Annotated in this window: 7 protein-coding genes; 4 read left to right on the top strand and 3 right to left on the bottom strand. The window is 52.5% G+C overall.

Annotated features, from left to right (window positions below; translation table 11 throughout):
• Positions 1–157 precede the first annotated feature (157 nt).
• Positions 158–1,438, bottom strand: coding sequence for a phosphopyruvate hydratase (eno, locus tag AC23NW_RS02850; RefSeq protein ID WP_293842506.1), 1,281 nt, complete (start codon positions 1,436–1,438; stop codon positions 158–160).
• Between the two features lie 310 nt (positions 1,439–1,748).
• On the opposite strand from eno, the gene AC23NW_RS02845 reads away from it, so the two are divergent.
• The 3 genes from AC23NW_RS02845 to sov all read left to right on the top strand — a co-directional run bounded on the left by AC23NW_RS02845 (position 1,749) and on the right by sov (position 11,978).
• Positions 1,749–3,458 carry a GH39 family glycosyl hydrolase gene (locus AC23NW_RS02845; protein ID WP_487447563.1) on the top strand — a complete coding sequence of 570 codons (1,710 nt, stop codon included), beginning with the start codon at positions 1,749–1,751 and terminating at the stop codon, positions 3,456–3,458.
• 131 nt (positions 3,459–3,589) lie between these two features.
• On the top strand, positions 3,590–4,186 hold the full coding sequence (gene ruvA / locus AC23NW_RS02840) for a Holliday junction branch migration protein RuvA (protein ID WP_293842500.1): 597 nt from the start codon (positions 3,590–3,592) through the stop codon (positions 4,184–4,186).
• A gap of 190 nt (positions 4,187–4,376) precedes the next feature.
• Positions 4,377–11,978, top strand: coding sequence for a T9SS outer membrane translocon Sov/SprA (gene sov / locus AC23NW_RS02835; protein ID WP_487447561.1), 7,602 nt, complete (start codon positions 4,377–4,379; stop codon positions 11,976–11,978).
• Positions 11,979–12,036: 58 nt separating this feature from the next.
• On the opposite strand, the gene AC23NW_RS02830 is transcribed toward sov, so the two are convergent.
• Entirely contained in the window at positions 12,037–13,545 is a 1,509-nt protein-coding gene (locus AC23NW_RS02830; RefSeq protein WP_487447559.1) for a flavin-containing monooxygenase, read from the bottom strand.
• Positions 13,546–13,678: 133 nt separating this feature from the next.
• Positions 13,679–14,947 (bottom strand): MFS transporter, encoded by a 1,269-nt coding sequence (locus AC23NW_RS02825; RefSeq protein WP_487447558.1) that lies wholly within the window; start codon positions 14,945–14,947, stop codon positions 13,679–13,681.
• A gap of 246 nt (positions 14,948–15,193) precedes the next feature.
• Between AC23NW_RS02825 and AC23NW_RS02820 the strand changes: the two genes are divergently transcribed.
• Entirely contained in the window at positions 15,194–16,558 is a 1,365-nt protein-coding gene (locus tag AC23NW_RS02820) for a tetratricopeptide repeat protein (protein WP_487447556.1), read from the top strand.
• Positions 16,559–16,594: the final 36 nt, after the last annotated feature.

Raw genomic sequence — 16,594 nt, 5'->3', positions numbered from 1 at the left:
GGAGATACATTGTTCTTAACTCTGAATGTATGTTTAAACCACATAGACACATGAGAACATAAAATTTCTTTGTTTATCTATGTGACTATGTGGTAAACAATTAATCTGAGTCTGTAAACCCGCCTTAAAGCATGGCTACTCTGCTATACCGGACTGCTTAGAATTTCAGGCCAGGGAAGTAGGCTACTTCGCCCAGTTCCTCTTCGATACGAAGCAGCTGGTTGTATTTCGCCATCCGGTCTGAACGTGAAGCCGAACCGGTTTTGATCTGGCCGGTGTTCAATGCCACGGCAAGGTCAGCGATGGTTGCGTCTTCTGTTTCACCCGAACGGTGCGACATGATGTTTTTGTATGAGTTGCGTTTCGCCAGGTTAACCGTGTCGATTGTTTCTGACAGTGAACCAATCTGGTTTACCTTTACCAGTACCGCGTTGGCAATACCGGCGTCGATGCCTTGCTGCAGGCGGGTTACGTTCGTTACGAACAGGTCATCGCCAACCAGCTGAACACCTTTGCCTTTCAGGGCATCCGTGTGTGCTTTCCAGCCTGCCCAATCGTCTTCGGCCATACCGTCTTCAATCGACAGGATCGGGTATTTCGCACACCAGTCTGCCCAGTAACCGGCCATTTCAGATGACGTCAGCTTATCGCCGGTCGACTTTTTGAAGTGGTAGATACCGTCTTCAGCATTGTAGAACTCCGACGTAGCGGCATCCATAGCGATCCAGATATCTTCGCCCGGACGGTAGCCGGCTTTCTCGATAGCTTCCAGAATCGTTTTAATCGCTTCTTCGTTTGACGTGATGTTCGGAGCGAAACCGCCTTCGTCACCAACGTTTGTCGATAAGCCTTTGTTTTTCAATACTTTTTTCAGTGTATGGAACACTTCCGTTCCCATCCGCAGGGCTTCTGAGAAGCTCGGTGCGTTGGCCGGCATAACCATAAACTCCTGGAAGTCGATTGAGTTATCGGCGTGTGAACCACCGTTCAGGATGTTCATCATCGGAACCGGCAGTGTGTTGGCGTTTACACCGCCGATGTAGCGGTACAGGGGCAGACCAGCTTCCTGAGCAGCCGCCTTTGCCAGGGCAAGCGATACACCAAGAATCGCGTTAGCACCTAACCGTGCTTTGTTTGGTGTACCATCCAGTTCCAGCATGATCTTGTCGATCATACCTTGCTCAAATACCGAGATGCCAACCAGTTCAGGGGCGATCAATTCGTTCACGTTTGATACGGCCTTCAATACGCCTTTACCAACGTATACTTTCGAGTCATCATCGCGAAGTTCAACAGCTTCGTGCGTTCCGGTTGACGCTCCTGACGGTACGGCAGCACGGCCTAAAAAGCCATGTTCAGTACGGATGTCAACTTCTACGGTTGGGTTACCTCGCGAGTCCAGAATTTGTCTGGCATGAATGCTCTGAATGGTACTCATTGCGTCTGCTTGTAATTGGTTAAATTTCGATAACAGGGTTACGTAGCCATCCCCGACAATCAGGTATTCAGGAATTTATCCGGTTTTTTCACGGATTATTCTTAAATCATAGGTAGTTAACCGGTTATGGCCGTACAAAGTAAAGGATTTTTTTCGGGATGCACGGCGGCAGTTTACGATTCAGGGGCCGCAGACAGCCCGAACGGTCAAATCCGGCGGTATTCCGCCTGTATTCGGCTTATCTGCTACCGGCTGCCGGGTAAATTCCGGCGAAACTGTTGTTTTGTCTCTACCAACCCTTTCTCATTCAATGACGCTGCTAAACCGCCTTCGCTGCCTGACGCTGGCAGGGGCTTTTCTACCGGTCTTTTTCTCTGCCGCGCAGACACAACCGGCCACCACAAAACCGGTCAGCATCCGCGTTGACCTCAACAAACCGGCCGGAACGCTCCAGCCTATCTGGGCATGGTTTGGCTACGACGAGCCGAACTATACTTACATGAAGGACGGCAAAAAGCTCCTGTCCGAAATTGCGAACCTGAGCAAGGTACCGGTCAACGTGCGGGCCCACAGCCTGCTCGTCACCGGCGATGGCGAAGCCGCCCTGAAATGGGGATCGACGAACGCCTATACCGAAGATGCCAACGGCAAGCCGGTCTATAACTGGACAATTGTCGACCGGATTTTTGATACATACATCGAGCGGGGCATGAAACCAATCGCCCAGATCGGGTTTATGCCCGAAGCCATGTCCACCAAACCTCAGCCCTACCGCCATCACTGGAAGCCGGGCGATAACTACAACGACATTTACACCGGCTGGGCCTACCCGCCTAAAGACTATCAGAAGTGGGCCGAACTGGTGTATCAATGGGTAAAACACTCCATCGACCGCTACGGACGCAAAGAGGTAGAATCATGGTACTGGGAGCTCTGGAACGAGCCTAACATCGGCTACTGGAAAGGCACAACCGAGGAGTATATCAAACTCTACGACTACACCGCCGATGCCGTTAAACGCGCCCTGCCGACAGCCAAAGTAGGCGGACCGGAAGTGACGGGACCCGGCTGGACAGAATCCGCTAAGTTCCTGAAAGCCTTTCTGGATCACGTGGTCGGCGGGAAAAATTACGTAACCGGCAAAACCGGCTCCCCCCTTGATTTTATTACATTTCACGCCAAGGGTGCCCCGAAGGTGGTTAACGGCGTTGTGCAGATGAACATGGGCACACAGCTCCGCGACATCGACAAGGGCTTTGAAATTGTCGCCTCCTATCCGACCCTCAAAAAACTGCCGATCATCATCGGCGAATCGGATCCGGAAGGCTGCGCGGCGTGCTCAGAAGACCTTCACCCGCAAAATGCCTACCGCAACGGCACCATGTATTCGAGCTACACGGCGGCTTCGTTTGCCCGCAAATACGATCTGGCCAATGCCCGTGGCGTCAATCTGCTCGGCGCCGTGACCTGGGCCTTTGAATTTGAAGATCAGGCCTGGTTCAGAGGCTTCCGTGACCTGGCAACCAACGGGGTGGATAAGCCGGTCCTGAATGTATTCCGGATGTTCGGCATGATGCCGGCAAACCGTGTGCAGGTTAATAACGATCTGGCTTACAATTACCTGCGGATACGCGACCAGAGTGTACGGGCCGAAGCCGACATTAATGCCCTGGCCAGTAAAGACGCTCACAAGGCTGCGGTAATGGTCTGGCATTATCACGATGACAACCTGCCGACCCCTGCGGCTCAGGTCGATCTTTCCGTAAACGGATTACCGGAGGGCCGTGTGCTGGTGCATCACTACCGTATTGATCAGGAACACAGCAACGCCTATGAACGCTGGAAAACAATGGGCTCGCCGAAAAATCCGTCGCCCGAACAGGTTGCTGAACTGGAAAAAGCCGGCGAACTGACCCTGTTGCAGGCACCCGTCTGGCATACAACCCGCAACAGTGTCTTGCCGCTGTCATTCAGCCTGCCCCGTCAGGGTGTATCGCTCATAACGGTCACCTGGCCGTAATCAAAAGCAGATCAGGCTGCCAGCCGGTCAGCAGCCTGTATCTGAGACCAGTGCAATTTTCAGGAAAAGTCATGGATTTTTCGTAACTTTACAGCTTACCAAAAAGCTAAAAGAGAGGCTTTCGGCTCTGCATGATTGCTTATTTAGACGGAAAACTCGCGTACAAGGAAGCTACGTACGCGATCATTGATGTACAGGGGGTCGGCTATGAGATTCATATATCTCTGCAAACCTATTCGACCTTGCCAGGCGGAGGAGATCGGGTGAAGTTGTTTATCCATCATTTGTTTCGGGAAGATTCACAGTCACTGTACGGCTTTGCTACAGCCGACGAGAAATCGTTGTTTCTGGATCTGATCAGCGTATCAGGCGTCGGACCGAATACGGCTCTGACGGCATTGTCAGCCTTTTCGCCCTCCGATCTGCGGCTGGCCATTCTTGCCGAAAACGTGGGTATGGTGCAGTCGATCAAAGGCATTGGTGCCAAAACAGCCCAGCGGATTATTCTTGAACTGAAGGATAAGATGAAAAAGCTGGGGGTCGTCCCCGATGTGCCGACTTACCGGCAGGGGCAGGCCGGCAACCCGGTACGGGAAGAAGCGCTTGCCGCCCTTATGGCACTCGGACTGGCCCGGCCAATGGCCGAACGCAACGTAGATGCCGTATTAAAAGCCGCTAACGGCCAACCGGTTACGGTTGAAGACCTGATCCGGCAGGCGTTACGCTAGTTTGTATGCAGTGTACAGGCCATGCAGACAGTGTCAGCAACGTGTATATACTGCGGTTTCAGCCGGGCAGTGTATACCACCAAAAATTTTCCCCCGGACAGACGATTGGCACGCTATTCGCCGTTTGACATAAAGACAACTTGGGAAACTCTATATCGTTCGTAGTACTACCAGATTCAGCAGATTCAAAATGGTGAACCTATCCACCGTTCACAGGTTACCCTTCCCGACAAATTCTGCCCTTTACCGGGCATTGTCGGGGCGATATTGGCCGCGTTTTACGACGTTGGCGCTGTTAAGCACCGTCGTCTTTACAGTTTCAATATCCGTTAGCCTGGCGCAACAAACACCTTCCCGTCGGGGCGGAAGCAGTCGCCGGCCAACAGCGCCTGACACCACAAAGCGTCAGACGCCGCCTAAGAGTACGTCATCCGTCAACGCACAACGTGTGGAAGCGGCCCGGCTCGCACAGGAGCGGGCCGACAGTATCCGTGCTCTCCGCAATGCTAACCGGCGTCCAACCGTAAACTGGCCGGACCGGTACGCTACCCGTTTTTCGGAGCGGCCGCCGCGGTCGCCGTATATCCTGCGTGACCCAAAGGGGGTATCTACCGAATTCCGGCTCGATCCGAACGGCCAGATGGGCGTTTACGAACGGGTCCGCCCCGGCGTTTCGCTTTCCTCGCCTTCTACCCCGGCACCGGCTACACCGATCACTACGCCGCCGAACAATAACCGCGTGGCAACGGCCCCGCCGACACCAGGCGTTAACACAGAGCAGAACGGACTGTATCTGCGTCCGGCCGAAACCATTCCGTATGCTACCTACAACCGCCTGCAAAACGAGCGGGCGCAGGAGTCATTGCTACGGGAATACAGTGCCCGTCAGGATGGCAAGAGCGCGCTCAGCGGCCGTGGTCTTATACCTAAACTCGAATTACCGCCAATTGTTGACCGTATTTTCGGCGGTAACCAGGTCGATTTTAAACCGAACGGCTTTGTAACCCTTGATTTCGGGTATCTGCACCAGTTTATCGACAACCCTGTCCTGCCTGTTCAGTTCCGGCGGACGGGTAACTTTATTTTCAACGAACAGATCAATATCAACTTCAACGGCAAAATCGGGGAGCGGCTCGGGGTTATGGCAAACTATGACACCAAGTCAAGTTTTAACTTCGAAAATGCCCTGAAGGTCAATTACAAACCGCAGGGGCTTCTGCCGAACATGCCTAATATGCCCAATGGGCTGAACGGACTGAATAAACCCAGCCTGCCGGGTATGCCGGGCATGAACTCCACAGGTTTAAGTCAGCCGGGTATGCCGGGTATTCCTGACTTTACGCCGACGAACGAAAGCATTATTCAGGGACTGGAAGCCGGTAACATCAACTGGAACATCAACAGCCAGCTGATTCCGGGTGTACAAAACCTGTTCGGGGCCAAGGCACAACTCCGGTTCGGCCGGTTGATGGCAACGCTCGTTGCTTCGCAGCAGCGGTCAAAGAAACAGGAAATTACTCTGCGTAACGGCTCCATCGGGAAACAATACGAGATCCGTGCTGATCAGTATGACGAAAACCGGCACTTCTTCCTGTCTCAGTATTTCCGCGATCAGTACGAGCGTTCATTGCGGTACATCCCTCAGATTACGTCAGGGGTAACCATTACCCGTGTGGAGGTATATGTAACAAACCGTACCAACACAACCGAAAGCCTGCGGAACATTGCCGGTTTCTCCGATCTGGGTGAGGGCAGCAAATTCAATAACCCGGGCAACAGCAGCCTGCAACCGCTGCGGACCGGTGCGCCGGTTAACAACGGCACCAATGGTCTGTATGAACGACTGCGGACCAATGATCCGCTGCGTCAGGTTGATCAGACATCCAACGTGGTAGAATCATCGTTCGGCATGCAGAAAGGCCGCGACTATGACCTGTTGCGGGGTGCCAAACGCCTTACCGACCGTGAATTTAAATTCCATCCGCAACTGGGGTATATCTCACTCTTAACGCCGCTGCGTAATGACGAGATTCTGGCCGTTTCCTACGAATATACCTACCAGGGACAACGCTATCAGGTGGGTGAACTCACTGAAAACTACCAGAACCGGAAAGACGATGAGGTACTGGTATTAAAGCTCCTGAAATCGGCTACGATCCGGAATAACCTGCAGCTGCCGATGTGGGATCTGATGATGAAAAACATCTACTCCCTCAACACAACGCAGATTACCAAACAGAACTTCCAGCTCCGGCTGATCTATAAGGATGACCTTACGGGTATGGACGTACCTAACCTGCAGGAGGGCGAAAACCTGCGGAACCGTCCGCTGGTACAGGTCTTTAACATGGACGTGCTGAACCAGATGCAGGACCGGCAGCCTGACGGAAACTTTGACTATGTTGAAGATGTGACTGTCGACAGCCGCTTTGGTCGGGTGATTTTCCCGGTACTGGAACCGTTCGGGTCGTATCTGTCCGGCAAATTCCTGCCGTCTGAAGAGGATCTGAAAGCAAAATATGTGTTCAACGAGCTCTACCGGAAAACACTGGCCGATGCGCAGCAATTACCGGATAAAAACAAGTTCTTTATCCGGGGCAGCTTCCAGTCATCGACCGGGCAGGTGGTTCAGCTCCCATTCGGCGTCAAGTCGGCTTCTATCCAGGTAGTAGCCGGCAACGTACCGCTCTCACCGGGTCAGGATTACCAGTTCGACGAGTCGTCGGGGACGCTGCGGCTCATGAATGATGGTGTACTGAACTCAGGGCGTGATGTCAAAATCTCATACGAGTTGCCGGATATGTTCCAGAACCAGATCCGGACCCTGGTGGGTACGCACCTCGATTATGCCCTCAGCCCGGATGTTACGTTTGGTCTGACGGCCATGAAGATGAAGGAAACCCCGGCGGGCTTCCTGACGCGGGTGGCCATCGGTAATGAGCCGGTAAACAACACCATGCTGGGCGTGAGTGCCAATATCCGGAAAAACTCAGCGGCACTAACCCGCTTTATGGACTGGCTTCCCTTCATTCAGACCAAGGAAATGTCGAATATCCAGTTCCAGGGTGAGGTGGCACAACTGATTCCGGGGGTGGCGCCTCGTGTCAACAATAACTCGTTTATCGACGATTTCGAAGCAACACGGACCATTTTTGACCTGACGCGTCAGCCGACCCGCTGGCGCCTGGGCTCAACCCCGCAGCAATTCCCGCAGGGTACGCCGAATGATCCGCTGCCTTACGCCTACAACCGGGCCCGTATTTCGGTGTATACCGTTGACCAGACAATTTATAACGAAAACGCTAACATCCGGGACGCCAGCGTTAACCTGACGGATGTTGAGAAACGTAACTTCTACGAACGGTATTACCTGCCGACGACACTCTTTCCGGGACGCTCAGTGCCGACTGTACAGCAGCCTGCCAACGTACTGGATGTGGCGTATATTCCGGAAGAACGCGGGATGTACAACTACAACCGGGACCTGACGTTTGACGGTAAGCTGAAGAATCCGCGCCAGAACTTCGGCGCCATCATGCGGGCCGTCACGTCGGATAACGACTTTGACAACATCAACGTTGAAAACCTGACGTTCTGGATGCTGGATCCGTTCATCGAGGGACCCGACGGTGTGGTCAGGGCGTATCCGGACAATACAAAAAACAAGAACAACACCACCGGCGGTAAACTGATCTTTAACCTTGGTGATGTTTCGGAAGATGTGGTTAAAGACAGCCGCTATAACTTCGAAAACGGTCTGCCGATCAGTGATGACCCGAACGACCGGAACAACATCTCCGGTGTCGATTCAACGGCATGGGGTAAAGTAACCCGCCAGCAGTTTGTTACCAATGCCTTTACCAATCAGGCAGGCGCACGCGAACGGCAGGACGTTGGTCTCGACGGGTTAGGCAACGCCGCTGAGCGGGAATATTTCAGAGATTTCATCGCTGCTGTCCGGCAACGGGTGACCGATCCGGCAGCGCTGAGTGCGATCCTGAATGACCCCTCAAATGACGACTTCCAGTTCTATCTGGGGGAAGAAGCTAACCAGGCTAAATACATCGTCAGCCGGTATAAGAAGTACATGGGGATGGAGAATAACTCTCCTGAAAACAGCGCTACCGACCAGCTCCTGACCCCTGCCAATAACAACCTGCCGGACATTGAGGATCTCAACACCGATAATACGATCAACGATAATGAGGCGTATTACGAATACGAAATTGATCTCCGGAAAGGTGGCCTGGATGTAGGAAAAGGATACATCACTGATAAAGTTGTCACTGACGGAGCAACCTGGTACCAGTTCCGGATTCCGGTTCGGGAGTTTATGCGGAAAATAGGTAGCATCAACGGCTTTAAGTCAATCCGGTTTATGCGGATGTACCTGACCGATTTTGCGGAACCGGTGGTGCTGCGGTTTGCCCAGTTACAGCTGGAAGCCAACCAATACCGGAAATACACCGGCGATCTGAACCAGCGCGGCTTACAGGAAGTACCGGAGCCGTACGATGCTCAGTTTAAGGTTACGACCGTTAACATTGAAGAAAACAGCCAGACGGTCGTGGATCCGGCTAACCCGAATCCGAAGTTTACGTACGTCGTACCGCCAGGCTTTCAGCGTGACCGTGACTATACCAACATTGCGAACGTTGAACTGAACGAACAGTCAATGGCGCTATCGGTGAAAAACCTGCGGGATGGTGATGCCCGGGGGGCATTTAAAATCACTAACCTGAACATGTTGTTCCGCCAGCGCCTGAAGATGTTTATCCACATGCACGGCGAAGATGCATACGGTACAGCAGCCGACGGACAGGTATCAGCGTTCATCCGCATCGGTACGGATTACCTGCAGAACTATTACGAAATTGAAATTCCGAAGCTGAAAGCAACACCCTCTAATGCGCAGGCAGATACAGAAATCTGGCCATCGGTCAACGAACTGGATGTCGACCTGAAAGCGCTGGTGAACGCCAAGGCTGATCGAGACAGGGATTATGGAAGGACCTCCGGCCTACCTTTTACAACGATTTATAGGAATGAGGAGAAGGATAAAGATTACCCGATTACGGTTGTCGGTAATCCTGATCTGAGTTCGGTCCAGTCGATAATGATCGGGGTAAGGAACCCTAAATCGCCGGATGAACTCCCGAAAACGTTTACGATCTGGGTGAATGAACTACGTACCAACGGCTATGATCAGACGGGCGGTACGGCAGCTGTCGGTACGCTCAATGCCAAGCTGGCCGATTTCGCTACGGTTCAGGCTTCCGGTAAACTATCGACATTCGGCTTTGGCGGGGTTCAGACCAAGATCGGCGACCGCTCACAGGAGACTTCCATGGAATTTGGTATTTCTTCTTCGATTTCCGTGGATAAGCTGTTCCCGCAAAACTGGGGGCTACGGATTCCGATGTACGTCAACTATGACATGCGTCGTGTGATTCCGCACTTTAACCCGCTCGATCCGGACATGCCGCTTGATCAGGCGTTATCGACCCTGCCGGAGTCAGAGCGCGATGCCTACCGCCGCATGGTTGAAGACAATAACTACCGGAAAGGCATCAACCTGTCGAACGTACGGAAAGTAAAAACCAACACCAACGCGAAGGCTCATTTCTACGATATTGAAAACTTCTCGTTCAATTACGCCTTTAACGAAGGCCGCCGTCAGAATATCCTGATGCAGGAGTATTTCCAGCGCCAGTACCGGGGTGGCTTTGCCTACAACTATACACCGCGTCCTGTGTCGTGGGAGCCGTTCAAAAATGTCCCGAGTCTGGAGCGTAAATACCTGTTCTGGCTGAAAGACCTGAACCTGTCACTGCTGCCGACGGTTGTTTCGTTCCGTACGGATCTGGACCGTAGCTTTATCAAAACCCAGTACCGCAGCTCCGATCTGACGACCAACGGGGTATCCCCGCAGTTTGAGAAATACTTCCTCTTTAACCGGTATTACGACCTGAGCTGGGCGCTGACCAAGAGCATTAATATTACCTACAAGGCACAGGCCAATGCCATTATCGATGAGCCTTACGGTGCTATCAATACTGAGGTCAAACGCGACTCTATGCTGCGCAGCCTGAAACAGCTGGGTCGTCTGAAGAACTACCAGCAGGAGCTTCGCGCTACCTACCGTCTGCCGCTTGACAAGATTCCGCTGACAGACTGGATGTCGGCCGATGTTACGTATAATGTCGGTTATCAGTTCCAGGGCAACTCCTATGCACTGGCCGATTCGGCGGGTAATCTATTCGGGAACATTGTCCGTAATAACCGCGAACGGGGTATTTCGGGCCGTGTCGATCTGGTACGTCTGTATAACAAACTCCGGTATCTGCGTTTTGCCAATACGCCTTCGCCAATCCGGAAGAACTTCTCCCGCAGCCCGGGTGATGATGAGGAAATCCAGCGTTCGGAGAGCAAAATCCTGAAGAGTGCGACCCGCTTGCTGATGACGATCCGCGGCATTAATTACTCCTATACCATTCAGGAGTCAACCTTACTGCCGGGCTTCCTGCCAACACCGCGTTTCTTCGGCATGGCGGAAGGGAGTCTGGCACCTAGTCTGCCGTTTGTGCTGGGATCGCAGGACCGGAATATTCAGTATAAGGCTGCCGACCGTGGCTGGATCTCGAAAAGTGTAGAACAGAACACAGCCTTCCAGCAGACGATTGGCAAGCGCTTTACGGCCAGCACTAACCTTGAGCCATTCAAGGATTTCCGGATGACGATCAACATGAACCTGACCCGGACGGACAGCTACGAAGAGCGGTTCCGGCCGGGCGCCAATGGTCAGTACGAAAGCCAGAGTCCGGTGCGTAACGGTCAGTTCAGCATGTCGTTCTGGTCGTTCCGTACGGCCTTTGATCCAATCCGGAAAGACAACTCATCACCGATTTTCGAGCGGTTTGAAGGCTTCCGGGAAATCATTCTGAACCGGTTGAAACAGATTAATACCAGTGCCGGTGAGTACAACAAAAACTCGCAGGACGTCCTGATTCCGGCATTCTTTGCCGCCTATAGCGGCCAGAGTCCGATGAAGACCAGCACGTCGCCGTTCTATAACTTCCCGCTGCCTAACTGGCGGGTCGATTACAACGGGCTGTCGAATCTGAAACCGTTCAAGAAGCTGTTCAGCTCGTTTGTGCTCGCACACAGCTATACATCAACGTATAGCGTGGGTAACTACATCTCGTCACTGGACTACGGCGCACAGTATGTAAACCTGGCGGTAATGGGCTATAACCTGGCGAATCAGGTCAATCTTGACGGCCAGTATGTTCCGATCTTTATTATGAGTACCATCACGATGTCGGAGAAGTTTGCACCGTTAATCGGTATTCAGTTCCAGACAAAGAACAAAATTACCGGTGGTCTGGAATACAACAAAAGCCGCGACGTAGCGCTGAACCTGTCTAACTCGCAGGTGGCCGACCTGAACAATCAGGACATCACGGCAAGGATCGGCTTTACACGCAGCAACTTCCGGGTTCCGTTCAAAATCAACGGCGGCTACAAACGGCTGAAAAATGACCTGACATTCTCGTGTAACCTGACCTTCAGGGATACCCGCGCTATTCAGCGGAAACTGGACGCCGAGCACATTATCACGTCGGGTAACATCAACTTCCAGCTGCGCCCGCAGGTGAGTTATGTAGTGAACAAGCGCCTGAATCTGAACTTCTATTTCGACCGGACGTTTAACAACCCGCTCGTGTCGAACTCGTTTATCCGGGCCACAACGGCCGGCGGGGTTCAGGTACGCTTTAACCTGGCAGAATAACAGCCCATACACCATGAAAAAGCCCGGACAACCATCCGGGCTTTTTTTATGAACAGAATTAGACGACTACATCATGAGGTTCAGCAGGCACCGTCTGCGGATTGCTGTGAATAACGACAAAATCGTCGGGGTTGATGCGTCTTGTCCGTGCTCTGTAATCCATTGTAGATCCGGGCCACAGAGCGGTATTATTGCCGCGTTTATCCAGATACCAGCTGCGGCAACCGGATGCCCAGACCGTCGATGAAAAGCGCTGTTGGAGCGATGTCTGGTAGTGCTGCTGTACCGCCGGACGCACATCGAGCGATGCTTCCGGCCCCGCCTTCTCCAGAAAGCGCAGGTAGTCGGTTAGATAGTTCATCTGGGACTCAATTACATGAATGACTGAATTGTGCCCCAGCCCCGTATTCGGGCCTACCAGTAACAGCAGATTCGGATAGCCGGAGAAGGCCATACCATGCAGGGAAGACACCCCTTCGGCAACCCATTCCTGAACCAGCATCCGGCCGTTAAGACCCACAACAGGCATCGAAAACAGCCCGCCGGCCGGCTGAAATCCGGTACTGTAAATGATCACATCAACAGGGTACTCTGCACCATCCTTTGTTTTTATGGAATCAGCCGTTATTTCGGCAATGCCTTCGGTCACCAGTGAAACGGTTGGCCGGGTGAAGGCCGGATAGTAGTCGTTTGAGAACAATACCCGCTTACAGCCGAGCATATAATCCGGTGTCAGCTTCCGGCGAAGTAGCGGATCAGCAATCTGGCGGCGCAGATGACGGAGCGCCCGCCAGGTTCCGATGCGGTTCAGCAGGTTATGGCCCCGGAAACTTAGCCCCTGCCCTTCGTTTATCCAGTAAATGCTTTCGCGCAACAGCCGCTGAACAACCGGAAATCTACGCAGCACCGACTGTATGAAATCAGGCACTACGGGATTGGCGCGTGGCATTACATACGGAGCTGTCCGCTGAAAAACCCGCAGTTCACCGGCTATTGCCGCCACTTCGGGGATCAACTGAATGGCGCTGGCCCCCGTACCGATCACAGCTACCCGCTTACCCCTCAAATCACACGTATGGTCCCAGCGGGCGGAGTGGAAGGCCGCTCCCCGAAACGCATCCATACCGCTGATTTTAGGGAACGCAGGCTTATCAAGCGCGCCAATGGCACTGATAACAACACGGGCCTTAATCTCCTCCCCACGCTGTGTTGTCAGCGTCCAGTGCCCGTGCGCCTCCGAAAATACCGCCTTTGCAACCGTTGTCTGAAAACGGATATGCGGCAATAAGGCATAGTTCGTCACACAGTCATTCAGGTACTTCAGAATCTCGGTTTGACCGGCGTATACCCGCGACCAGGCCGCGCCCGGTGCAAACGAAAAAGAGTATAAATAAGAAGGAATATCACAACCGCAGCCCGGATAGGTATTTTCGCGCCAGGTGCCGCCGATAGCAGATGCCCGTTCCAGCACCACAAATGACTTGTACCCCTCCTTTTTCAGGCGAATAGCAGCTCCCAGCCCTGCAAAACCCGCGCCAATCACCGCCACATCAACAGTAGTCTTCATACGTTGTACTCAAAAACGCCCCAAAAATACAACGGATGGCGTAAAGAGTGCAAGAGCGGGCGAGCGGCCGCCGCGCGGCGAAAGAGCTTACCAGCCATAGTGGTAGCACCATCAACCACCAGAACAAAAGATATTACTCTTCCAGAAAAGCCAGGTCCTTGGCGTAGGTTTCCTCGATGTGCCGCAGCGACCAGAACGTAAAGAAATAGACAACAGCACCAAGAATGCCGGCGCCCATCAACGCGCCGGTCGATGGCTTCAGCAGGTTAAATAACAGCGTCATCGGAATGACCATGCCACGCACCAGGCTGGGCACAGACGTTGTGGCCGTGGCACGCAGGTTTGTGCCATACTGCTCAGCAACCATGGTCAGGTACATGGCAATGTAGCCGGTGCAGAAACCCGCCAACAGGCAAACCGTGTAGACAGCACCGGGTGTTTTCAGCCCGCCAAACAGAAAAACACCGCAGAAGAACATATTACCGGTCAGCATGTAGATGACCGTACGCCGCCGTGAACGCAGCCACTGACTGGCCGGCCCCGACAAAAGATCACCGATGGCCATGCCCAGGTAAATCATCGTTACACATTGTCCGGGTGCAACGGTCTCGGTAATGCCCATCGCCTGCCCGAACTCATTGGCAAAGGTCGCCAGAATCCCGACCAGAAACCAGGTTGGTACGCCCACAGCCACACAGCGGAGGTATTTGACGGCTTTGGGCCAGCTGGTAAAAAAAGCCATAAAATTTCCGCGCCCCACATGGCGCTGCTCCTTCTTCAGGTGATCAAACAAGCCTGATTCAAACATACTGACCCGCAGCAGCAGTAACAGAAGCCCCATTCCGCCGCCAACAAAAAAAGCAGTCTGCCAGTCAAACAGGGCTTGCGTCAGAAAGGCGACGCCCGCTCCCAGATAACCGATTCCGGCAACAATGGCCGAGCCGTACCCACGGATTTCTTTCGGCAGGATTTCGGAAACCAGCACCATGGCCGCGCCGATCTCACCGGAAAGCCCCACCCCGGCAATGAACCGCATCAGGGCATAGTAATCAACAATGGGCATGAACGTCACGTACGGTATAAATCCGCAGGCGATATTCGCCAGTGAATAGGTAACGATACTCCCGAACAGTACCGACATACGGCCTTTTTTATCCCCCAGAACACCCCATAGAATGCCCCCCAGAACAAGGCCGGCCTGCTGCCAGTTCAGGATAAATGTGCCGGCTTTTGAAATACCCTCTTCATCAAAACCCAGCCCTTTCAGACTCGGCACACGGACAATACTAAAAATAAGCATGTCGTATACGTCCACGAAAAAACCAAGGGCTGAGACAATAACCGCCAGTGAGAAAAGCGGCCGGAAAGATACCGGTTTCGGGTCGGCAACTGCAGATTGCATAAGAAATCAGGAAGGGTTTAGTCCCCGAAATTGCTCAGGATTTCTGGTTAATAAAAGTGATCTGTCTGTCAATACTTATCCATATACAAAGCACACACACATATGTTTACAATTATGCATATAAGTAAACTTCCATACGTGATAGCATCTTAATTTTTTTATGCACAATTACTTGGTAGCGCAATCCAATAGAATTACTTTTACCGTATAGTAACTAATTTAACCCGTAATTTACTGTAAACCTTTATGATAAAACCACTACTTCGTATCCTTGTACTCGCAGGATTTCTATTGCCGGGTTTAGTGTACAGTCAATCCGCACAAACCGCCGCAGACTATTTTAATGAAGGCGTACAGAAGATCAACGCCAAAGATTACGCGGGCGCGCTGCAGGCATTCACTACAGCCATTATCCTGAATCCCGAAAATGCGCCAAGTTATTATAACCGCGCACTCGCCAAAATCAGCCTGAATGACGTTCAGGGAGCGATCAAAGATCTTGATCAAACCATTGAACTCAACCCGCAGGATGCCAATGCTTATCTGTACCGCGGTATTAACCGGACCAAGCTGGATGACTTCCGGGGAGCGATGCAGGACTTTAACCGGGCTATCGATCTGAATCCGAACGACGCCATGCTTTACTATCATCGGGGTATTTGCCGGGCACAGATCAACTACTATGCAAGTGCCTTAAACGATTTTAACAAAGCGATTTCATTAAATCCGAATGACGTAAATATTCTGACGGCCCGCGGTAACGTAAAAAGTCAGACCAACGACTTTAAAGGTGCATTGGCCGACTATACACTGGCACTTGAGAAATCACCGAACAAATCGGCCGCTCTGGCCGGTCGCGGTTATTCCCGTTACAAACTGGAAGACCCGAAAGGTGCACTCGCCGACTTTGGCCGTGCCATCGAAATCAGCCCGAACGATCCTGAATTATTCTATCGCCGCGGTCTGGCCAAGACCCGTCTGACGGATTTTGAAGGCGCGCTGGCCGACTTTGACAAAACGATCCAGCTAGATCCGACGCACTTCCGGGCATTCTTCAGCCGTGGTTTCTGCCGCAGCCGTCTGGGCAGTAACAAACAGGCTATCGGCGATATCGACAAGTCAATCGAAATGGGCAATACCCAGATCCAGACTAAAGCCTATTACAGCGACTTTATCACCAGCAATCTGCTGCCTATCCTGAATAACCTGATGCAGGACCGTTACCGGTTAATCAACGAATTACAGGACGACCGTTCGGATGCGTTCATGATGCGTGGCTTGCTGAAAAACGCTCAGGGTGAAGGGAAAGCCGCACTAGCCGATATGAACCGTGCCATCGAACTGAACCCGTCGAACGCCGAATCGTATTTCATCCGCAGCGTTATCCGTTCTTCGTTGGGCGATCAGAAAGGCGCCATTATCGACTGTAACAGCGCTACCCGCCTGAATGTACGTCATGCAGAAGCCTATTACCTGCGGGGTATCATCCGTTTCGATACCGGCGATGAGCAGGCTGGTTGCGCAGACCTGAGCCGTGCCGGAGAGCTTGGCTTTGTTCAGGCCTATAAAGTAATCGGTGAGAAATGTAACCGTGTAACCGCACAGCGTTAATACGGTTAAGGCAATAAAAAAGGGGTAAACCGGATA

This window comes from Arsenicibacter sp. R0_47, from assembly GCF_057652235.1.
Note: the sequence above shows the minus strand (reverse complement) of the source record. Positions and strands in the feature narration are given on the sequence as shown.